The 20,836-nt window shown below is 69.6% G+C and carries 19 protein-coding genes and 1 tRNA gene; 9 read left to right on the top strand and 11 right to left on the bottom strand.

Annotated features, from left to right (window positions below):
- Nucleotides 1-10 precede the first annotated feature (10 nt).
- Nucleotides 11-1,453 carry a hypothetical protein gene (locus tag CBR61_RS16000; protein ID WP_088915265.1) on the bottom strand — a complete coding sequence of 481 codons (1,443 nt, stop codon included), beginning with the start codon at nucleotides 1,451-1,453 and terminating at the stop codon, nucleotides 11-13.
- The gene (glf, locus tag CBR61_RS15995) at nucleotides 1,450-3,669 is read right to left on the bottom strand and encodes a UDP-galactopyranose mutase (RefSeq protein WP_088915679.1); all 2,220 of its coding nucleotides are present in this window, start codon (nucleotides 3,667-3,669) and stop codon (nucleotides 1,450-1,452) included. The genes CBR61_RS16000 and glf overlap by 4 nt, the downstream gene beginning before the upstream one ends.
- 351 nt (nucleotides 3,670-4,020) lie before the next feature.
- Here glf and CBR61_RS16950 point away from each other — a divergent pair, with 351 nt between their 5' ends.
- The 6 genes from CBR61_RS16950 to CBR61_RS15970 are packed head-to-tail and all read left to right on the top strand — an operon-like array spanning nucleotide 4,021 to nucleotide 8,187.
- Complete coding sequence (locus tag CBR61_RS16950) at nucleotides 4,021-4,212, top strand: hypothetical protein (protein WP_157696642.1); 192 nt, start codon at nucleotides 4,021-4,023, stop codon at nucleotides 4,210-4,212.
- Between the two features lie 8 nt (nucleotides 4,213-4,220).
- A complete protein-coding gene (locus tag CBR61_RS15990) occupies nucleotides 4,221-5,099 on the top strand; it encodes a manganese catalase family protein (RefSeq protein ID WP_088915264.1) in 879 nt (292 codons plus the stop codon).
- Nucleotides 5,100-5,112: 13 nt separating this feature from the next.
- Entirely contained in the window at nucleotides 5,113-5,904 is a 792-nt protein-coding gene (locus CBR61_RS15985; protein WP_088915263.1) for a ZIP family metal transporter, read from the top strand.
- Between the two features lie 43 nt (nucleotides 5,905-5,947).
- Nucleotides 5,948-6,799 (top strand): glucose 1-dehydrogenase, encoded by an 852-nt coding sequence (locus tag CBR61_RS15980; RefSeq protein ID WP_088915262.1) that lies wholly within the window; start codon nucleotides 5,948-5,950, stop codon nucleotides 6,797-6,799.
- Between the two features lie 3 nt (nucleotides 6,800-6,802).
- Nucleotides 6,803-7,888 (top strand): mechanosensitive ion channel family protein, encoded by a 1,086-nt coding sequence (locus tag CBR61_RS15975; RefSeq protein ID WP_088915261.1) that lies wholly within the window; start codon nucleotides 6,803-6,805, stop codon nucleotides 7,886-7,888.
- Nucleotides 7,885-8,187, top strand: a complete 303-nt coding sequence (locus CBR61_RS15970; RefSeq protein WP_088915260.1) for a SemiSWEET family sugar transporter — start codon at nucleotides 7,885-7,887, stop codon at nucleotides 8,185-8,187. Before CBR61_RS15975 ends, CBR61_RS15970 begins: the two co-directional genes overlap by 4 nt.
- Nucleotides 8,188-8,227: 40 nt before the next feature.
- Here the strand turns inward: CBR61_RS15970 and CBR61_RS15965 are convergent, their stop codons facing one another.
- Nucleotides 8,228-8,590: a PRC-barrel domain-containing protein gene (locus CBR61_RS15965; protein WP_088915259.1), complete on the bottom strand. Its 363-nt coding sequence runs from the start codon at nucleotides 8,588-8,590 to the stop codon at nucleotides 8,228-8,230.
- A 192-nt stretch (nucleotides 8,591-8,782) separates the two neighbouring features.
- Here CBR61_RS15965 and CBR61_RS15960 point away from each other — a divergent pair, with 192 nt between their 5' ends.
- Nucleotides 8,783-11,782, top strand: coding sequence for a CHAT domain-containing tetratricopeptide repeat protein (locus tag CBR61_RS15960; protein WP_157696641.1), 3,000 nt, complete (start codon nucleotides 8,783-8,785; stop codon nucleotides 11,780-11,782).
- A 3-nt stretch (nucleotides 11,783-11,785) separates the two neighbouring features.
- Here CBR61_RS15960 and CBR61_RS15955 read toward each other — a convergent pair whose 3' ends face one another.
- The 6 genes from CBR61_RS15955 to CBR61_RS15930 all read right to left on the bottom strand — a co-directional run bounded on the left by CBR61_RS15955 (nucleotide 11,786) and on the right by CBR61_RS15930 (nucleotide 16,958).
- On the bottom strand, nucleotides 11,786-12,373 hold the full coding sequence (locus tag CBR61_RS15955) for a hypothetical protein (RefSeq protein WP_157696640.1): 588 nt from the start codon (nucleotides 12,371-12,373) through the stop codon (nucleotides 11,786-11,788).
- The gene (locus CBR61_RS15950) at nucleotides 12,370-13,722 is read right to left on the bottom strand and encodes a sensor histidine kinase (RefSeq protein WP_088915256.1); all 1,353 of its coding nucleotides are present in this window, start codon (nucleotides 13,720-13,722) and stop codon (nucleotides 12,370-12,372) included. Before CBR61_RS15950 ends, CBR61_RS15955 begins: the two co-directional genes overlap by 4 nt.
- Nucleotides 13,719-14,399 carry a response regulator transcription factor gene (locus CBR61_RS15945; RefSeq protein WP_233996772.1) on the bottom strand — a complete coding sequence of 227 codons (681 nt, stop codon included), beginning with the start codon at nucleotides 14,397-14,399 and terminating at the stop codon, nucleotides 13,719-13,721. Before CBR61_RS15945 ends, CBR61_RS15950 begins: the two co-directional genes overlap by 4 nt.
- Before the next feature lie 130 nt (nucleotides 14,400-14,529).
- Nucleotides 14,530-15,441, bottom strand: a complete 912-nt coding sequence (locus CBR61_RS15940) for an SH3 domain-containing protein (RefSeq protein WP_088915678.1) — start codon at nucleotides 15,439-15,441, stop codon at nucleotides 14,530-14,532.
- A gap of 141 nt (nucleotides 15,442-15,582) precedes the next feature.
- Entirely contained in the window at nucleotides 15,583-16,413 is an 831-nt protein-coding gene (locus tag CBR61_RS15935; RefSeq protein ID WP_088915254.1) for a 23S rRNA (adenine(2030)-N(6))-methyltransferase RlmJ, read from the bottom strand.
- Nucleotides 16,410-16,958 carry a pseudouridine synthase gene (locus tag CBR61_RS15930; protein WP_088915253.1) on the bottom strand — a complete coding sequence of 183 codons (549 nt, stop codon included), beginning with the start codon at nucleotides 16,956-16,958 and terminating at the stop codon, nucleotides 16,410-16,412. Before CBR61_RS15930 ends, CBR61_RS15935 begins: the two co-directional genes overlap by 4 nt.
- A gap of 264 nt (nucleotides 16,959-17,222) precedes the next feature.
- On the opposite strand from CBR61_RS15930, the gene CBR61_RS15925 reads away from it, so the two are divergent.
- Nucleotides 17,223-17,867 carry a general stress protein gene (locus CBR61_RS15925; RefSeq protein ID WP_088915252.1) on the top strand — a complete coding sequence of 215 codons (645 nt, stop codon included), beginning with the start codon at nucleotides 17,223-17,225 and terminating at the stop codon, nucleotides 17,865-17,867.
- A gap of 63 nt (nucleotides 17,868-17,930) precedes the next feature.
- Here CBR61_RS15925 and CBR61_RS15920 read toward each other — a convergent pair whose 3' ends face one another.
- Together CBR61_RS15920 and CBR61_RS15915 are read right to left on the bottom strand one after the other, a co-directional pair.
- Complete coding sequence (locus CBR61_RS15920; RefSeq protein ID WP_233996771.1) at nucleotides 17,931-19,367, bottom strand: mechanosensitive ion channel domain-containing protein; 1,437 nt, start codon at nucleotides 19,365-19,367, stop codon at nucleotides 17,931-17,933.
- 211 nt (nucleotides 19,368-19,578) lie between these two features.
- Nucleotides 19,579-19,669 (bottom strand) — tRNA-Ser (locus CBR61_RS15915).
- 280 nt (nucleotides 19,670-19,949) lie between these two features.
- Here CBR61_RS15915 and CBR61_RS15910 point away from each other — a divergent pair.
- Nucleotides 19,950-20,807 carry a DUF1134 domain-containing protein gene (locus CBR61_RS15910; RefSeq protein ID WP_088915251.1) on the top strand — a complete coding sequence of 286 codons (858 nt, stop codon included), beginning with the start codon at nucleotides 19,950-19,952 and terminating at the stop codon, nucleotides 20,805-20,807.
- Nucleotides 20,808-20,836 lie beyond the last annotated feature (29 nt).

Genomic DNA, 20,836 nt, shown 5'->3' with positions numbered 1-20,836 from the left:
CCCTGACGCCTCAGCAGGCATCGTCCGGCGCGCGGGTGATGGCGAGGGCGATGTCGTGTGCGCCGCCGACGGCCAGCACCACCAGCGTGCCGTCCTGCCGCGTATGCACCGCGCTGGTCTCGCGGCGGCCCGTGACGGTGTCGACCCTCGTGATGCTGTAGCAGCCCGGTTCGAGCCCGGTGATCTCGACATGGCTGGCGATCGAATCCTGCATCCCGCCCCGCATAAGGCAGACGATTGCCTGGCGCCCGTCGCCGCAGCCTACCGCGAGCCCGGCGAAGTCGTGCACGGTAAGCCGCTCGCCCAGCGGCGCGCGAGCGAAGCTGCGCCAGTCGATGAGCGGCAAGAAGCCGGCTAGCACGCCCTGCGCTTCGTGCATCGCGGGCAGCAGCACGTGCGGATGGCGATAGGGCCAGCGCATCCCTCCGCCCGCTCCGCCGGCGGCAAGGTGCGCCCATTGGGTGCGGCGGAAGCAATCGGTATCGAACGCCTCGGGCAGGGTCGCGCGGCGATCGTTGAAAGCGTGGATTGGGCCGTGCTCGGTGTCGAGCAGCGGCCGCATCGGCGAACATTGCGCAAGAGCCTCGGAAACCAGCCGCGCGGTCGCTTCCGCAGGGGCGAGCGAGTTTTCCGGGGCATCGATGGTGCCGCGCTCGTAGAGGTGCAGGCTGACGAAATCGAGCGACGGGTGGCGCAGCACCACATCGGCAAGATCGGGGCGGGCGATGAGGTTGGGGTGATAGACCGAAACGGTCTGGAGGTGCGTCCGGCCGTGGAGGCGCTGTTCCTCGGCGCGTAGCGCGGCGGAAATCTCGGTCACGAAGTCGTGCACCGCGGCCATGTCGCCGCCCGCATACCAGGCGTCGATCTCGTTCCACAGGTCCCACGCGAAGATCGCCGGGCTTGCTCCCCAGCGCGCGGTGGCGAAGCGCAGCCGCTCGATGATCGCCGCGCGAGTGTCCGCGCAGGTGAACATGGCTTCCGGCGAGGTGCAGGGTCCGCCGCGGGCGCGCGAATAGGGGTGTCGCGACCAGTGCCGCGCCATGAAGAAGGTGTCGAAGGGGGTGACGAGAAAGCGGATGCCATGCCGTTCGCCCAGCGCGAAAATGTCGTCCCACAGCCTTACCATCGCCGGACTGAACCGGCCCACGCGGTGTTCGAGATGGCGGTGGCGTACCTGGCTGTAGTCGAGCATCAGCCTGAGGCAGGTGACGCCCTGCTTTGCGAGCGCGGCAAAGTGGCGCTCCGCCGCCTCGGGATCACGGCGCCGGTGGAGCCCGGCGAGATTGGGCCAGGTGATCGCCTCGTTGTGACCGACAGGCGTCCAAGCGGTGCCCGACTCGGTCTCGAAGTAGGGCGCCGCCTCGGCGCAGCGCACCCAGCCCCCGAGCCGGGGCTCGGGCGCGGCGACGACGCGCAGCGCCTTGGCGGCAATGTCATCGGCGCGCTTCATTCTGCCGCCACCGCTCCGGCCCCGGCCATCGCCTCGCTCCGCCAGCGCGCATCGAGCCGCCGCCACGTGGCGAGCGCCTGCCCCACGATCTGGTCCATGTTGTAGTAGCGATATGTCGCCAGCCGGCCGACGAAGGTGACGTTGGCACAGGCCCGCGCCAGCGCGTCGTAACGCTTGAACATCGCCTGCGCCGCATCGTTGGGAACGGGGTAGTAGGGATCACCCTCGTCCGCCGGATATTCGCGGGTGATGCTGGTGACCGGCGCGCGCTGGCCGGTGAGGTGCTTGTATTCCGTGATCCGGGTGTAGGGCACGGCCTCGTCGGGATAGTTCACGACCGCCACCGGCTGCGCCTGCTCGCAGGGCAGGGTCTCGTGCTCGAAACGCAGCGAGCGATAGGGCAGCTTGCCGAGCCGGTGACCGAAATACTCGTCGATCGGGCCGGTCCATACCAGGTGATCCCAGGTGATGTCGTCGGGCAGATCGTCGAAGCTCTGGCCGGTCATCACCGTGATGCGCGGCTCGTCGAGCATTCTCGCGAACATCGCGGTGTAGCCGTCTGCCGGCATGCACTGGAAGGTGTCGGTGAAGTAGCGATCATCGGTGTTCGTCCGCGCCGGCACGCGGGCGGCGACCGACTTGTCGAGCTGGCTCGGATCGAGGCCCCACTGCTTGCGGGTGTAGCCCTCGAAGAACTTGGCGTAGAGGTCCTCGCCGACCTGCGCGACCACGGTGTCGCGCGAGCTCCTGATCTCGGGCACGTCGACCGCCACCGATTTCAGATAGGCCTCGGCCTCGGCCTCGGTCGCAAGGCCCAGCCCGTAAAGCGCGTTAAGTGTGGTGCGGTTGATCGGCATCGGCACCAGCTGGCCATCGACCTCGGCGAGAACGCGGTGCTCGTAGGGCCGCCAACGGGTGAAGCGCGAGAGATACTCGAGGATGTCGCGGCTGTTGGTGTGGAAGATGTGCGGGCCATACTGGTGCACCAGCACGCCCGCCGCGTCCCTGTGGTCGTGGGCATTGCCCGCGATGTGGTCGCGCTTGTCGATGACCAGCACCGAGCGGCCCGATCCGGCGGCGATCCGTTCGGCCATCACCGTGCCCGCGAAGCCTGCGCCCACCACCAGCACGTCGAAGTGGCGCCGCTGCGGCTGCTTGGCGATCCCTGCCATCTGGCGGGTCACCAGTGCGGTCTCGACCAGCCGCGTGATCCGCGCAGCGATCCCGTCCCAGCTCTTGTCGGCAAGGCAATCACGAGCCTCGGCCCGCCAGGTGGCGTGCGCCGTGTCGGGTGCGGCGACGAGATCCTCGCAGGCTTCGACGAAGCCGGGAGCGTCGGCTGCGATGCGTACGCAATTGAGGTCGCCGTAGCCGCTCACCACGTCGCGGATCGGGGTGGAGACCACCGGCAGCCCTGCGGCCATGTATTCGGGGGTCTTGGTCGGGCTGATGAATTCGGTCGAGGCGTTGCGCGCGAAGGGCATCAGCGCGACGTCCCATCCCGCGGCATAGGCGGGTAGCTCGGCATAGTCCTTGCGGCCCAGCCAGTGGATGTTGGCGACGCGCGGGAGATCGGCCTCGGCGATCTTGACCACCGGCCCCACCATCACGAAGGCCCAGCCGGGCTGCATCCGCGCTGCCTCGGCGAGCAGCGCGAGGTCCATGCGTTCGTCGATCACGCCGTAGAAGCCGAGACGCGGGCGAGGGAGATCGGCCTGGTCTGCCGGTTCGGGCAGGCCTTCCGCCCCGCGCGCGAAATGGGCGACGTCGACGCCCGAGGGCACGCAGTGGATGTTGTCGTGACGGTCGCGGCGTGCCTCGTAGAGGCTTCTCCCGCCGCACAGCACGATGTCCGCCCGCGCCATCAGCATCGCCTCGCGCGCGGCGATATCGGCCGGCGCGAAGGCGAAATTGGCGAGCTCGTCCATGCAGTCGTAGACCACCAGATCGGCCCGTGTCCCCGAGCTGAAGCCGAGCATCATCGGGGTGTAGTACCAGAACACCCGTGGGCCAGCCCGGTCGGCGAGCGCGCCGTGCAGCAGCTCGCGCAGGGCGACGTCGGTTTCGCCCGCGTCGAGCCCTGCAGGCAGCACCGGCACGATCCGTTCGAGGCCCTCGGCCAGCGTCTCGCGCTCGAGCCGCGGTGCATCACAGCCGGGCTCCTCGCGCGGTTCCTCCCAGTAGAGCACGTCGAAGCTGTCCGCGAGGCGGGTCATGATGTGCTGCGGGCGCTGAAAGACGAGGTTCCAGCGCAAATGCGAAAAGCAGACGATTGCAGGGCGCTGAGCGGGCGTGACGGGAAAACGAGTCTGTGACGGGCGGTGCATTGCCGGAGAGCCTTTGCGGATCGAAGGGTCGTTACCGGCAAAGGGCCGGCAGCATCGCGGGGAGCGACGAGACCGCTTAGCCCCTGCCGCTGACTTCGCGGCTCACATAGATCACCAACAGCCAATTAGAGCGCAAAATTGGGAGGTTGCGAACTCATGTTATGGGGTCTTCGTATGCCCGCGTGCAGTCTTGATCATTCCAGAGACCCGAATTCCGGAAGCCGGAACGGAGTATTTGCAATGAACAGTTTCTCGATCGTCAACCTTCTACCGTTCTGGATACTCGGTTTGCCGCTGATTGTCGCAGTCTTTAGCTATTTTCGTATGCCCAGACACGCCGACCTTGTGCCACGCGATCGGCGTGCCGAGCGCCACAACATCGTCAGGGAATCGCACATCCACGCCGGCGACACCGCCGCATCGAGAGGATAAATCCCGCCATGTTCAGCCATAACAAGCGCCTGCAATACACTGTCCGCGTGTCCGAGCCGAACCCGGCGCTCGCGTCGCTGTTGCTCGAGCAGTTCGGCGGGCCCGACGGCGAGCTGGCAGCGGCGATGCGCTACTTCACGCAAGGGCTCGCCGAGGAAGACCCGGGCCGCAAGGACATGCTGCTCGACATCGCCACCGAGGAGCTCTCCCACCTCGAGGTGATCGGATCGATCGTCGCTATGCTCAACAAGGGTGCGAAGGGCGATCTGGCCGAGGCGGCGCTCGAGGAAGCCGAGCTCTACCGCTCGCTCACCGCGGGCGGGAACAGCCACACCCAGTCGATCCTCTACGGCGGCGGACCTTCGCTGACCAATTCGTCGGGCGTTCCGTGGACCGCTGCCTACATCGATTCGCGCGGCGATCCGACCTGCGACCTGCGGTCGAACATCGCCGCCGAAAGCCGTGCGAAGATCATCTACGAACGCCTTATCGCGATCACCGACGATCCGGGCATCAAGGATGCACTGGGCTTCCTGATGACCCGCGAGATCGCGCACCAGAAGAGCTTCGAGAAGGCGCTCTATTCGATCGCCGACAACTTCCCGCCCGGACGCCTTGCCGGGATGCCCCCCTACGACAGCCTCTACGTCAACGCCTCGACGGGACCGGGTGATACCGAGGGGCCGTGGAACAGCGGTCCGGAATGGGAGCGCACCGACGAGAACGACATGGACAAGCCCGCCGATGGTGGCGAGGGGACGGCGCAGGTCGAACTGCCCGCCGACAAGCTCGAAACCCTGCGCGCAATGGCGCAGCGCACCGCCTCGGGCCCCGACAGCGATCCGCTGACCGGCGCCGACCTCGGCAGCGGCAACGTCGTCGACTGAGCGGAACCGCGCCGTGGCCGATCCGGCTCTCCTCGGGATCACGGCGAGCCTCGGCGCGGGCGCGGCAACGGGACTCGGCGGCCTCGCCGTCGCCGCCTCCGGCGCACCCGATGACCGGCGGCAGAACCTGCTGATAGGATTTGCCGCCGGGGTCATGATCGCCGCGGCCTGCTTCTCCCTGATCCTGCCTGCCTTCGCGCAGATGCGGAGCGGCGGCGCCTCGGTCGCCTGGGCGTTGGCCGGGGTGATCGCGGCGGTATGGCTGGGGGCGGGCGTCATGGGCCGGCTCGGACTATGGGCCGATGCCCTCGCGGCGCGCGGCCTCGCGCCTGCGCAATTTGCGGCTTCTCCCCATAACGCCGAGGTGCGCCGCATCGCCCTCTTTGTCGTCGCCATCACCTTGCACAACGTGCCTGAAGGCGCAGCGGTCGGGCTGAGCTTCCTGACGGATGACCCCGCGCTCGGCTGGGCGACGGCGCTCGGTATCGGCATCCAGAACGTGCCCGAAGGGATGGCCGTCGCGGCCCTGCTCGCCAGTCTTGGCTGGAGCCGCGCGCGCTGCGCCGCCGGGGCGCTTGCCACCGGCCTCGTGGAGCCGCTCGGCGGCGCACTGGCGGTGGCCGTCGCACAGATTTCCGCTGCCGTGCTCCCTTGGGCGCTCGGCTTTTCGGCAGGGGCCATGCTCTTCGTGGTCGCTGCCGAGATCATTCCTCACACCCGGCGGCGGATCGAGCACGGCTCGGCCACCCCGGCATTGATGGCCGGCCTCGTGCTGATGATGGTGCTCGATATCTCGCTGGCCTGACCAGCGCCCCCCTCTCTCCCCAAACCCCCGAAGGAGTTCCCCCATGTCCGACATCGTCCCCAAGCTCGAGGAGGGCAATCTGCCCGGGCTCGAGGCCAATCTCGATCCGCAGCCCGACTGGGAGCCGCGCTATCCCGGCTCCGGGCGGCTCGAGGGCAAGGTCGCGATTGTCACCGGCGGCGATAGCGGCATCGGTCGTGCCGTCGCCGTGCTGTTCGCGCGCGAGGGCGCCGACATCGTCATTTCCCACCTCGAGGAGGAGGAAGACGCGATGGCCACCGCCGAGATGGTCGAGGACGAGGGCGCGCGCGCCGTCACCATCGCCGGCGACATCGGCGAGCGCGACCACTGCCGCGAGATCGTCGACCTTGCGATCCGCAAGTTCGGGAAGATCGACATCCTCGTGAACAACGCGGGCGAGCAGCACCCCGACAAGGAGGTGACCGAGATCAGCAAGAAGCAGCTGAAGCGCACCTTCCAGACCAACGTCTTCGGGATGTTCTACATGGTGCAGGCCGCCATGCCCTACCTCGGCAAGGGCGCGAGCATCATCAACTGCACCTCGGTGACCATGTACCAGGGCGCGGAGGAACTGCTCGACTACTCGGCCACCAAGGGCGCGATCACCGCCTTCACCCGCTCGCTCTCGCAGAACCTCGCCGGCAAGGGCATCCGCGTCAACGGCGTCGCGCCGGGGCCGATCTGGACCCCGCTCAACCCCTGCGGCGGGGCAAGCGAGGAAAAGCTGGAGCACTTCGGCGAAAGCACCCCGATGGGCCGTCCGGGCCAGCCCAACGAGGTCGCGCCCTCGTTCCTGTTCCTCGCCTCCGAGGATTCAAGCTACATGACGGGGCAGGTGCTGCACCCCAATGGCGGGATCATCGTCGGTAGCTGAGGCATGGACTTGCCCGATCTGACCACGCTCCTGCCCGCCGGCGAGGGGCTGAGCGCGCTGCTGTGGACGCTCGCCGTGGCGGCCATGCTGGCGCTCGCGGCGCTGATGCTGCACGCCGTGCTCGGAGCGATCGCCCGCCGGGTGGCGCGCGGCACCCGCACCGAAACCGACGAGCTGCTGCTCGGCCATGTCTTTCGCCCCTTGCGCTGGATTGCCGTGGCGCTCGCCCTGCTGGCGCTCGACGAATTCGCGGTACCTGACGAAGCCGCCGCCGCGCGCATCGTCGCGGTGGTCCGCACCCTGATGCCGCTGCTGTGGGGCTGGCTCGTGATCGCGCTGATCCGCTTCGGCAAGGCCTATGTCGATGCCCGGTCGGACATCGGCGCGGAGGACAACCTCGTCGCCCGCCGCCGCCGGACCCGCGCGGACATCCTCGCGCGAATCGCGGTGGTGGTGGTGATGCTGGTGAGCGCCGGGCTGATGCTGCTCAAGATTCCCGAGGTGCGCGAGATCGGTCTCGCCCTCGTCGCCTCGGCAGGGCTGGCGGGCCTCGCCGTCGGGGTCGCCGCCCAACCGCTGCTCAAGAACATCGTCGGCGGCTTCCAGCTCGCCTTCACCGAGCCGGTGCGCATCGACGACGTGGTCGTCTATCGCGGCGAATGGGGGCGGATCGAGCGCATCGGCCTCACCTACGTGGTGCTGCGCATCTGGGACCAGCGGCGGCTGGTGATCCCGGTCTCCAAGCTGGTCGAGGAGCCGATCGAGAACTGGACCCGCCAGACCAGCGACCTGCTCGGCACGGTGATGATCTACACCGACCATGCCGCCGACATTGCCGCCCTGCGCGAAGTGGCGCTGGATGCGGTGCGGAGCCACAAGTTGTGGGACGGGCGCGCGGCGGCGGTGCAGGTCACCGACATGACCGCAGAGGTGCTCGAATTGCGCGTCCTGATGAGCGCGCGCGGCGGCAGCGAGATGTTCGAACTGCGCTGCGACGTGCGCGAGGCGGTTGTGCGGGCGCTGGCGCGGGATTGGCCGGATGCGCTCAACCGGGCGCGGGTGGTGCTGGAGGAGAAGCAGCTGTCATGAACATCGACTGGATCACCGTGGTGGGCACGATCGGCGCCTGCGCCTCGGTGGCGAGCTTCACGCCGCAGGCCTGGAAGATCATCCGCGAACGCTCGACCGACGGCCTCTCGCTCGGGATGTTCGCGCTCACGAGCCTCGCCTTCGCCGCATGGACCACCTTCGGTCTCCTCCAGAGCGAGTGGACGCTGATCATCCCCAACGCGATCTGCCTGGTGTTCGCGCTGTTCATCCTCGTCATGATCGCCTTGCCGCAGCGCGAGACCGAGGAGGTGGCCGAGGCGCTCGATCCGGAGGGGTGACGGCCCCGCAGCGGGGGCGCGGGGCCGTCGACGGCGCGGCTCAGTAGGTCACGCCGTAGTAGGAATAGACCTGCCGGTTGTAATCGGCATTGTAGTCGGGCTCGTCGTTGTCCGCATAACGCGGCGCATCGTTCAGCACGTCCTTGTCGAGATCGACGACATAGCCGCCGTGATCGGTGTTGTAGGTCAGCATCGACCAGGGGACCGGATAGTGATCGGCCCCGATGCCGAGGAAGCCCCCGAACTGCATCACGGCGTATTCCGCCTTGCCCGAACGCTTGTCGACCATGAAGTTGGTGATCGTGCCGAGCCGTTCGCCTTCGAGATCGTAGACGGCGGTGCCCTCGACCTTGTTCGAGGCGATCAGTTCGCGGGTTTCGTCGGTATTGACTGCGTCTGCCATGGGGTTGCTCCTCCTGTGATGGTCCGCGAAGGCTGGGGCGGGGCGGCGCTTGCGGCACTCACATAGGTCAGACGGGGGGCGAGCCGCCCTGCAGCTGCGGCGGAGCCGCGGCAGGCGAGCGGGGAGGCGCTGCCTGTTGCAATTTCGAGTAAGTCGGGTGACAGAAAACCGGGGGCGCACAGGGGGGAGTGCATGGAACAGCGGGGAGTTGGCTCGCCGGGTGATCGCCGGGATGCGGGTGCGGGAGGGCAGTCACGCCAGTCGGCGCGGAACGGCGCGATGTTCACTGCGGCGTTGGTGTCGGCCGCAGCCCTTGCCTACCCCGTCGCGGCGCAGGAGCCGGTTGCCGTTCCCGCAGCAGCCGGACAGGCACGGCTCGATGCCATGTTCGCCGCAGCCGATGCGCTCGACGAAGGCGCCGATCCGGCCGCCTATCGCCGCTCTTTCGAGGAGGTGCTCGCCTATGGCCGGACGATCTATCCCGCCGAGCACCCCGAACTCGCCTGGGTCGAATCCGAGCTCGCCACTGCCGATTACCTGCAAGGCGACATCAAGGGCGCCGAGGCTCGCCTGAGCAGGCTCGCGCCGGTGATCGAGGCTGCCATCGCCGCGCAGCCGGACGAACCCAAGTGGCGCGAGCGGCGGATGCTGATCGCCAATGCTCAGGTGGTGATCTATCTCACCCTGAGCGCCTTCGACAAGGCGAGCGTGCTGGCCCAGCAGGTACTCGAATGGCGGCTCGGACAGGCGATGACCGACACCGGCGAGCTGCGCGCCAGCACCGAGCTTTCGGCGGCGTGGTCCAATCTCGCCAATGCCCAGATCCGCAACGGCGAGACCGATCGCGCCATCGCCAGCGTGCGCGAGGCGATCGCGATCAATCGCAGGCTCGACCCGATCCCCGCCAACGCCGCTCCGCATTTCGCCAATCTCGTGACCTTCCTTTACGCCGCCGGGCGGCTCGAGGAAGCGGCCGAGGAAGGCCGCCGTAGCCAGAGCGTGCTGGAAAGCTTCCTCCCGGAACGTCACCCCTTCCTTGCCGTCAACCTCAACAGCCTCGCCCGGGTGCTGGCCGATCTCGGCCGGTTGGAGGAAGCGGAAAGCGTCGCGCGCAAGGGGCTCGACATGGCCTATGCGAGCTTCGGCGAGAGCCAGCAGACGCTCAGTTACCTTGCGACGCTCGCCCATGTGCTGACGCAGGGCGGGAAAGCCGCCGAGGCCGAGGTGCTGGCGCGCGCGGCGGCGGAGAAGATGACCCGCGATCTCGGGCCTGAGGCCGACCGCACGCTGCTCGCACGTGATGCCCTTGCCGAGGCGCTGCTCGAGGGCGGCAGGGCGGCGGAGGCCCTCGCCGAGCTTTCCGCCATCTCCGGGGTCCGCAGCAACCGCTATCCCGCGCACCACCGCGAGCGGATCGAGGGGGAGGACAAGCTTGCACTTGCCGCGCTTGAGGCGGGCGATGCGGCGCGGGCGCGGGCGGTGCAGCAGGGGGCGCAGGCGCTGCGCGCGGGCAGCGGGGCGGGCGACGACACCGCGGCCGTGGGGGGCGAGGCCCGGCTGGCGCTCTTCGAGGCGCTCGCGGGCGATGTTCCCGCCGGACGCGAGCGTGCCGTGGCCGCTGCCGCCCGGCTCGACGCGCGGCTGGCCGAGCTGGAAGCGGGCGGGGCGCGCCGCTCAGGGCTCGACCGGCAGCTGCGCAAGGGCTTCGGCTGGGCACTCGAGGCGATCGCGTTGTCGGACGACGTGGCGCAATCCTTCGTGCTGGCGCAGCCGGTGGTCGAAGGCGCGGCCGGGATCACCGCGCGCGCTGCCCAGCGCCGGATGGCGGCGCGCGATCCGGCCACCGCCGCGCTGCTGCGCGATCGGCAGGATGCGGCGCAGGCGCTCCAGACCCTGCTCGACCGCCAGTTGCGGCTGGCCGGCCTCGGCGCCGCGCCCGAGCGGCTGGCCGCTCTGGAGGCCGAGCGCGCCGAGGCGGCCCGGCGGTTCGAGGCCGCCGCCGCTGCGCTTGCCGCCGCCGCCCCCGATCTCGCACAGGGCGAGGCGGGCGAGCGGCTCACGCTTTCGGAGGCGCAGGCGTTGCTCGCCCCCAACGAGGCGCTGCTAATGATCGCGCCGGGGCCGCAAGGCGTGACGGTGATCGCCGCCACCACCTCCGGCGCGGCGGTGGTGCGCCACGGTTCGAGCCGCCGCGCCGAGCAGCTGGTGCGCACCCTGCGCGAGGGGCTGGAGCGGCCGGGCGGCTTCGATCACGCCGCCGCCGCCGAACTGCGCGCGCTGGTGCTGCCCGAGGCGATCGCCCGGGTGATCGGCAAGCGCGAGCGTGTGCTGGTCTCGGCAGGTGGGGCCTTCTCGTCGCTGCCCTTCGCCGTGCTGGCGGGTGGCACCCCCGAGCGCCCGCACTGGCTGATCGAGGATCACGCGCTCGTCACCCTCCCGTCGCTGGCGAGCCTGCGGCAGGCGTCGAGGCCCGGCGCGCCGCCGCAGCTGCGCGGTTTTCTGGCGTTGGGCGCGCCCGTGCTGGCGGACAGCCGACCTGTCCAGCTTGCCGCTGCCGCCGGGGCCAGCACGCTGCCCCCGTTCCGCTCGGCCGAGAATGCCAGCCGCCTTGCCGACCTGCCGCCGCTTCCGGCCGCAGCTGGCGAACTGGCGGCGCTCGGCAAGGCGCTCGGCGCGCGCGAGAGCCGTGTGCTCACCGGCCCCGACGCGACCGAGGCCGCGCTGCGCAGCGCCGACCTTGCGCGGGTCGACGTGCTGGCGCTTTCCACCCACGGCCTCGTTGCGGGCGAGCTGGACGGGCTCGACGAGCCCGCGCTGGTGCTGACACCTGACGGCACGGCGCAGGGCGACGGACTGCTCACCATGGAGGAGATCATGGACCTGCGGCTCGCTGGTGCGTGGGTTGTGCTTTCGGCCTGCAACACCGCCGCAGGTACGGGAGCCGACGGAAGCGGACTTGCGGGTCTGGCGCGCGCCTTCCTCCACGCGGGCGCAGGCAACCTGCTGGTCTCGCACTGGGCGGTGCGCGACGACGTCGCCGCGCGGCTCTCGACCGCGACACTGGCGCGCTATGCCAAGGGCGGCGATCCGGCCGAGGCGCTGCGCCGTGCGATGCTCGCGATGGCCGGGGGCAGGGACACCGCCCTGCGCGATCCGGCCCTGTGGGCACCTTTCGTCTTCGTCGGACGCTGAGCGTCAGTCGAAGACGATGTAGAACCGCGCCGTCGTATCGCCGGTGTTGACGATCTCGATGCTGTGGCGCTGGGTGTAGAGCGGGACCCAGCGGCAATTCACCGGATCGCGGACGGCGCGGCAAACCTCGCGGGCAGACTGGTCGCGGACCATCATCCGCGGTGCCGGCCCTTCGGCGACGCGGACCACGATCTGCGCGCTGCGCCCACCGAGGAAGGTCTGGTGAAGCTGCGTCGTCGCGCCCGGCATCAGCACCTCCGATCGGTAGCCGGGGCCGAGCGCCCGGCCGCGCAAGGGGGCGGTGCCGGGGGGGAGGGCGGTGCGCCAGCGGCGCAGGGTTTCGGCATCGGCATCGGTCCGGGCGCTCGGGGCGAGCCGGTCGATCGTCAATGCTGCCTCGGCCAGCGCGGCGGCATCGCCGCTGCGGTCTGCGCGGTCGGCCAGCAGAAGCGCGGTCGCCAGCTGTTCGGCGCGGTCGGCAGGAACGGGCGTCGCGTCGGGCGTCGCGCCGCGCGGCCGGGCCCCGGGCGCGCAGCCCGCGAGTGCCAGCGCCGCCATCGCGCCAGCGACCCGGGTGAAAGCGCGGCTCATGGCGCCGGCGCGATGCGGAACACCGCGCCTCCCGGCCCGCCCTCGGCAGGCGCCTCCAGCGTCAATGCCAGCCCGTGGCGCTCGGCAATGGCCTGGGCGAGCGCAAGGCCGAGTCCGCTGCCCGGGGTCTCCTCGCCCGACCCGCGCCCGCGGTAGAAGCGTTCGAAGATGCGCTCGCGGTCGCGCGGGTCGATGCCGGGGCCGTCGTCGGCGATGACCAGCATCGGCCCGGGTTCCAGCGTCACCGTCACGTGCCCGCCGGGCGGGACATATTTGATCGCGTTGTCGAGCATGTTCGTCACCAGCCTGCGCAATTGGCGCGCGTCGCCCGCGATCAGGACTCCGGGTGCGACTGTCCAGGCGAGGTCCAGCCCCGCCTCCTCCGCGCTCCCCGCATAGAGGTCGCAGATCCCGCTCACCAATCCGCTGAGGTCGACCGGCGCGAGCCCCGCGCGGTCGCCGCGATGGGCTTTGCTGGCGGCGATATCGAGCAGGGATTCGAGCGTCTGGACGATCCGCCGGATCTCCCCCCGCGCCTCGGCGAGGCGTTCGGCGACAGCGGGTTCGGGCTGGCTGGCCAGCGCCTTCACCAGCCGGTTGTCCAAGTGCGAGAGCGGCGTGCGGATCTCGTGGGCGAGCTGTTCCGAGGTGTCCTTGTAGGCCGCCAGCAGGTCGTTCACCCGCAGCAGAGCGGCGGCGCTGTGCGCGGCGAGTTCGTCGATCTCGTCGCCGTCGGCCTTGCCCGCCGTCACCAGCCCCGCCGCATCCTGCGGCTCGCGGAAAGCGAGGTTGATGCGCGCGATGCGGCCATGGAGCCCGTGCGCCGCCAGGCGCCCGAGCAGTGCCACCAGCCCCACGAACACCGCGCCGCCCCCGGCGAAGGCGGCGGTGATGCTGGCGAGGACGGGCGTCTCCAGATCGGTGCCGCGCGCCACCAGCAGCCTGAGGCCGGGGGCGAGCTGTACGGCCCGCGCATAGGCCTTCTCTTGCGTGCCGATCGCGATCACACCGCTTTCCGACACCGCCGGATCGAGCGCCGGCCACTTTTCCAGATCCCCCGCGATACGCCTCCCGCCGTCGTCGGCGAGCAGGTAATGCGCCGCGCCGCCTTCGGCGGGGGTGAAGGCGATGCGGTCGGCGATGCGTGCTTCGAGGTCGGCCTGCCCGCCGGTCGCGTAGATATCGACCATCCCCGCCAGATCGACATCGACCTTGCTGCGCGCGGCGTCTTCGAGCGTGGCGCTGACGCTGGCATGGGTCAGCCACCAAAGCGCGGCGAGCAGCACCAGCGACAGCAGGATCGCAGCGCCCACCAGCCGGGTGAAGATCGAGCGCGGCGCGCCCGTCATGGCCGCCCGTCGAGCAGGCGGTAGCCCGACCCCAGGATGGTCTCGAGCGCGGGCCGTTCGAACCCGTCCTCGAGCTTGCGCCGCAGCCGCCCGATGTTCACGTCGACCACGTTGGTCTGGGGGTCGAAGTCCATCTTCCACACGTGATGCAGCAGCATCTCGCGGGTGACCACCTCGCCGGCATTCTCCATGAAATAGCGGAACAGCTCGAATTCCTTGGGGCTCAGCGCGAGATGGCGGTTGTCGCGGAAGGCGGTGCGAGCCTTCACGTGGCATTCGAAGGCGCCGTAGAGGATGACGGCGCTGTGCTCGCGCCCGCTCGCGCGGCGGTGCAGGGCGCGCAGACGGGCGACCAGTTCCTCGGGCTCGAATGGCTTGGCGAGGTAATCGTCCGCGCCCGTGTCGAGCCCGTCGGCCCGGTCGCTGCCGCGGCCCAGCGCCGAGAGGATCAGGATCGGGGTGCTGATGCCCCCCTCCCGCAGGCGGCGGGTGATGGTCAGCCCGTCGATGTCGCCGAGCATCCGGTCGAGGATGATGACGTCGAAATGCTCCATGCCCGCGCGCAGCAGGGCCGCGCTGCCGCTGGCTTCCCACACCAGCACATCGCCGTTCGCGGCGAGAATGTCGCCCACCATCGCCGCCGCGCGCGGATCGTCCTCGACGTAGAGGATCCTCATCGGCCCCGCTTCCATCCTTCGCGATTGCACGGACAGCACCGCCTCCCCTGCGACAGTGCTGCCACCGCCCGGCGCGACGCGCAAGCGATGGCAGCAGGTGCGCCGGGGCTGCCGCCGCATCGGCGGGAGGTCAGTTGAGGCTCTCGACCGAGACCCAGCCGGTGGTGCCGAAGCTGTCCTTGGCCTCGATGAACAGCCCGTCGCGCTTGCCGGTGGGGGTGAGGGTCGTGCCAACCCTGAGGTTGCGCACCACCTTGGCGTTGGCGGCGGGCGTTTCGAGCATGGCGGTGGTGGCGGCGACCGTCGCAAGCGAGGTCGCGGCGGAGGCAGCGCCGCCGGCTCTGGGGGCCGAGGCGATGGTCTCGCGCTGGGCGACGAGATCGTTGAAGGCGAGCACGAAGGCCTCGACCAGCATCTTGCCGTCCTTGCTGGCGCCGTATCCGGCAGCATTCGCCCCCGCATTCCACGCCCCCGCGCCGCCGAAGGTCAGCGTGCTCTTCTTGACCACGCCCTGTCCGGTCGCGACGGTCAACCCGTTGGCGGGGCTGAGGAGCTTGATCCCGGCGGCGAGTTTCTTCTTCTTGCCGCCGAGCCCGCCGAACATCCCCAGCACCGCGCCTGCGCCCGGAACGCTGCCGAGCAGCGAGCCCGCCGCGCCCGAACGCACCAGCCCCTCCATCGCCGCGCCCTTGGCGAGTTCGATCGACTGGTCGACCTCCTCGCTGTCACCCGCGACAACGTTCATGAGGAAGTCTGCGGAGGTGCCGCCGGCCGGGTTGTGCGGGGTGAAGCAGCCGCTTTCGGTGGCGAGAGCGTTGATCAGCGCGCGCGGGCTGCCGAGGCCGTAATCGGACCAGCCCTGCGTGTCGCCCTCGACCACCGCGATGGTGCCGAGGCTTTCGGTGCATTTCGCCAGATCGACCGCATCATCATCGTCCTTGTCCCTGGCATGGGCCGGAACGCTCGCGGCGAGCATCGCCGTTGCGGCCAGCATGGCCACGGCGGTTGCACGGGCCGGGCGGCGCTGGAAGGGTGTCGTCATCGTCATACTCCCCGTTGCATTCGATGACGCGAGCTTGCCGCGGGGCATCGGGGGCCGCCACACACATGGCCTGTCATGGAGATGACAAGTGCTGTTAGGTGCCCGGGAGAGCGGCGAGGAGGGGAGCCGAGGGGGCCTCGTCTAGCCGTTCAGCCACTCGGCCGTGAGCGTGCCCCTGTGCCCGTCCGGTGCCAGCGCGGCGCGCAGAGCCTCGAGCAGCGGCGGCAGCTCTTGCGTGAAGGCATAGGGCGGGTTGACGATGAACAGCCCCGCGCCGTTGTAGAGGCCCGGCTGGTCGGCATCGTAGAGCCAGTGCTCCACCGTCAGGAATTTGGGGATGCCGAGCCGCTTGAGCTGCTGCTTCCACCGCAGGTGCGCGGCCCTGTCCTTGAGCGGATACCAGATCGCCGTGACGCCGTGCGCCCATTTGCGGTGCGCGGCGGCGAGGGTTGCGGCGATGCGCGCGCGCTCGTCGGTCTGTTCGTAGGGCGGGTCGATCACCACCAGCCCGCGCGGGGTGCGGGTCGGCAGCAGGGCCAGCCAAAGCTCGTAGGCGTCGCGCGCGTGGATGGCAGCGGGCAGGCCGCGCATCGCGCCGCGCAGGATGGCGGCGTCCTCGGGGTGCTTCTCGTTGAGGATCAGCCCATCCTGCGGGCGGAGCAGCTGCGACAGGATGCGCGGGCTGCCGGGATAGAGACGCGGCTCGCCGCCCTCGTTCACCGCGCGCACCGCGGCGCGGTAGTCATCGAGCAGGGGGTCGGTGTCGGCAAAGGCCCGCAGCACGCCCCCCTCGGCCTCGCCGGTGCGCCCTGCCTCCTCGCCCTGGAGGTCGTAGAGCCCGCAACCCGCGTGGGTGTCGATCAGGGTCAGTGCCGACGGTTTGAGCTGCAAGGCGCGCACCAGCGCGATCAGCAGCGCGTGCTTGACGACATCGGCGCTGTTGCCGGCATGGAAGGCGTGGCGGTAATTCATATGGAAATTTCCACAAAAGCGCCCGGTGCGATCCCTGCGACGGTCCAGTCGCCGATCGACCAGCGCACCAGCCGCAGGGTCGGCAGGCCCACTGCCGCCGTCATCCGGCGCACCTGCCGGTTGCGCCCTTCGCGGATGGTGATCCTGAGCCAGCTGTCGGGAACGGATTTGCGCACGCGGATCGGCGGGTCGCGGGGCCACAGGTCCGGCGGGTCGATGCGCAGGGCCTCGGCGGGCAGGGTCAGGCCGTCCTTGAGCCGGACGCCCTTGCGCAGGGGTTCGAGATCCCCGTCTTGCGGATCACCCTCGACCTGCACGAGATAGGTCTTGGGCAGCTTGAAGCGCGGTTCGGCGATGCGAGCCTGCAATCGCCCGTCGTCGGTGAGCAGCAGCAGGCCCTCGCTGTCCCGGTCGAGCCGACCGGCGGGATAGACGCTCTTCGCCGCGATGAAGTCCGACAGGGTCGCGCGCTCCGTCGGCGATCCGCGGTCGGTGAATTGCGACAACACGCCGAAGGGTTTGTTGAACAGGAGCAACCGGGCCATCGCGCGCTCTTATCGCGCGGCGGCGGCATTGTCTCCATGCACCGCCGGCAACGCTGCCGTTCGGCGCCAAGGGCCGGGCCGGCACTGAGCGGAGGCGGATCATGCAGACCAAACCTGAAGAACCGATCCAGTCTTCCGGCCGCGCAGCAGCCATCGCCTCATCTTGCACCATGCACGCGAAATCTTGCCGGGCGAAACAATCGCCTCCGGCCCTGCCTAGGCCCATGCATGGGCATGGATGCCCGCAAACGAAGGAGACCACACATGCAACGCAACGTGACATCCGCCGTGTTCGAGACCCGGGCCGAGGCCGAGGCCGCCATCGACCAGCTGCGCCGCAGCGGGGTCGGGGACAAGGCGATCTCGGTGATCAGCAAGCACGACGACAGCTTCGAGCGCGATCACCATTCCGATCGCGACGACCATCACCACGCCGACACCAAGGGCAGCGGCGCCGCCAAGGGCCTCGCGATCGGCGCGGGCGGCGGGGCCATCGCCGGGCTTGCCGCGCTCGCCATCCCGGGGGTCGCCCCGTTCTTCGCCGCCGGGGCGGTGGCCGAGGCGCTTGGCATTATCGGCAGCACCGCGGCGACCAGCGCCGTTGTCGGCGGCGCCATCGGCGGGCTGACCGGTGCGCTGATGAACTACGGGGTCGACGAGGAGGACGCGCGCTTCTTCGACGAACGCCTGCAGCGCGGCGGCTACTGGGTCGGCGTCGACCTCGACGAGGTCCGCGGCGACCGGCGCGAGGTCGACCGCATCCTGCACGACCACCGCGGCCTCACCCGCCACAGCGCGCAGGACAACCTCGGCCGTCCGGCAAGCGCCAACGACGTGGACGGCGTGCCCGCTTCGATCGTGGAGGGCACGCGCGTGGGCCGGGGTGCAGGCACCGATCCGACCCGCTGAGGGACGTCGCCCGAAAGTGCGGGGGCGCGGGCGCGCCCCTGCCGTCCTGATCTTGTGTCGCCCCTACTCGATCGGACGGTCGGTATCGAGCAGATCCCGCTCCCGGGTCGCGCCGCGCTCTTCGCTGACCAGGTTCTCGACGGCGCGCTCGGGCTCTGCGTGATCGCCCTCGACGGCCGACGCGCGTGCGGACCTCGGCGCCCCGTCGCGCTTCTTGTCGTTCGGGTGCAGCAGCTTGCTGCGATCATCGACACGGATCCGGTAGATCGGCTCGGGCAATTCGTAACCGGCTTCCTCCAGCGCGCGCTTGGCCGCCTGGATCGCGAGGCTTCGACCTTTCAGGAAATCGGTCGCGCGCTGATCGACCCAGGCGAAGAAGCGCAGAACGATACTTGATTCCCCGACGGTATGGATCACCGCGAAGCTGCGCGGTTGCTCGAGCACAAAGGCCAGCGACCTGATCGCCGCGAGCCCCACCGCGATCGCGCCGAGCGGATCGTCGGCCGAATCCACCCCGAGATCGAAATCGAACCGGCGCTGGGGATTGCGCGTGTAGTTGAGGATGTTGGCCTTGAAGACGGTGGCGTTGGGAATCCTCAGGTGATTGCCGTCGAGCGTCATGAGCACCGTCGCGCGCGACGTCAGGCGGATCACCCGCCCCTCCAGATCGTCGATCAGCACATGGTCGTTGGCGCGGAACGGCTGGCGCAGGCTCAGCATCAGGCTCGAGACGTAATTGTCGACGGTATCGCGCACCGCGAAACCCAGCGCGATGCCGATGATCCCGGCGCTGCCGAGGACGAGACCGAGCAGGGTGACGGCATCGAGGATCTGGAGGGCGATGATGAGCGCAGCGATGATGGCCATGAACCGGATCGCGCCGGCCAGCAGTTCCGCCAGAAAGGGGTTGGGCGCCACCCGGTTCCAGAACCACTTCTGGCCGGCAAGCAGGTAACCCGCCCCGCCGACCAGCAAGGCAACCAGCAGCGCGACCCCCAGCAGCGGCAGCGAGCGGACCAGCGAGCGGGCATCGTCGCGCAGCGCTCCAGTTGCCGCGGACAGGTTTGTGTCGACCTCGAAGGTGCGCTCGATGGCGTTCTCGACCGTCACCACCCCGGCGATACGCCCGGCGATCTGCGCCGCCTGCTCGCGGTCGGCCTGCCCGGCGACGCTTCCGGTCAGGGTGACGACGCCCGACCGTACCGAGACATCGACGTCGCTGAGGCCGTCGATCTGGGCGAAGATATCGGCAAGACCGGCAGCGATCTCTCGGTCCGACTGCCGCGTCAGGTCCGCGATCTCGATCGTGTCCTGCGTTCCGGTCCCCGGGTCGTCGGCCGGGATAGCCGGGACGGCATCCGATACGGTCTGGCCATGCAGCGCGGTGGAGCTCGCTACCCACAGAAGCGCGCCGAAAGCGGACCCGATGATCCGGGGTGCCGGTTGGAGACGGGAGCGTGCCCAGCGGCCGAAGCGACTGTCACCGAAGTGCGCGATCAATCCTGACAGCCTAGCGATGCCCGGCCTCCCGTCGAAGCTTGCCGCAACCCGTGAATGCGGTTCCAGCTGTGACAGAGGACTAGACCGAGGAAATCACCCGTCGCCAAACTGGTTGATTGTCCGGCAATGACCGCAAGGCGGAAGGGCTTTCGTGGAGCCATCATGGGAACGACGCCCTCACGAAGAGGAAAGCCAGCTTTTCAGAGGCCGGTGGCGGAGACGGAGGGATTCGAACCCTCGGTACCCTGATAGAGTACGGTTCCTTAGCAGGGAACTGGTTTCAGCCACTCACCCACGTCTCCGGGCAGCACATCGGGCTGTAGGGGCGGCGCTATAGTCGGCCCTTGGGCCAGCGGCAAGGTGGGTTCGACAAAAAAGGCCCCCCGCTTCCGGACCCGCTGTTCGGTGGTGACGCCGACGCGCCGGTTCGGGACACATTCAGCCCCGCGCCCCTAGGCCCGCCAACGGCTCGTCGCAATTTCGATTCGCCCCGGCGACGGGCGGTTGCCTCGCAGGCGGGAAGCGATTCTCGTCGCATGCGCAGTTAACCGGGGCTGACACGTCGTAGCGAAAGGCTGCACCATGAGGATGATGATCGCCCATTCCCCCGCCACCGGCCTGGCCCTTGCGGCGCGGCGCATCGCCAGCGCCGCGCTGGCGGCGATGGCGGCGCTCTCGCTCGCCGCCGCACCGGCTGCGGCGCAGGATCTCGAGACCTTCGATCCCGATACCGCCTTCGGCCAGCAGCAGGACAATGCCGCCGGGATCGATGCCGACCTGGCGAGCCCGCAGGCTCCTCCGGCATCCGCCCCCACGCCCGTCCCCGCGCCGCCGCCGACCGACCCTGCGTTCGATCAAACCTTCGACGACTACGCCGCGGCTCCCTCCGCAGCCGCCGCGCCTCCGCCCGCCGACGGCGGTGTCGCCCCCGTCACCACCGCCGCCCAGAACGCCGGGCAGACCTATGGCGAGGACGACCTCATCGGCGCCGCCGAGGGCGTGTTCGGCAAGGGCGCTGAAGGGCTCGCCAAGCTGATCGAGGACCTCCTGAGGAAGCAGGGCGAACCCAACGGCTACATCGTCGGGCGCGAGGCCGGGGGTGCCTTCATCGTCGGCGCGCGCTACGGCTCGGGCACGCTCCACCACAAGGTCGAGGGCACGCAGCAGGTCTACTGGACCGGCCCCTCGGTCGGGTTCGACGCCGGGGCCAATGCCGCCAACACCTTCGTGCTGGTCTACAACCTCTACGACACCGAGGACCTGTTCAAGCGCTTCCCGGCGGGCGAGGGGCAGGCCTATTTCGTCGGCGGGCTGCATGCCAGCTACCTGCGCCGGGGCGATATCGTGCTGATCCCGATCCGGGTGGGCGCGGGGCTGCGGCTCGGGGTGAACGCCGGCTACATGCGCTTCTCCAAGGAGCATCGCTGGTCGCCTTTCTGAGGGTTTCCGGCAAAACCCGGTTGCGGCGC

The sequence above is a fragment of the Porphyrobacter sp. CACIAM 03H1 genome (assembly GCF_002215495.1).
GTDB lineage: Bacteria > Pseudomonadota > Alphaproteobacteria > Sphingomonadales > Sphingomonadaceae > Erythrobacter.
This window is presented reverse-complemented; position numbering and strand designations above follow the sequence as displayed.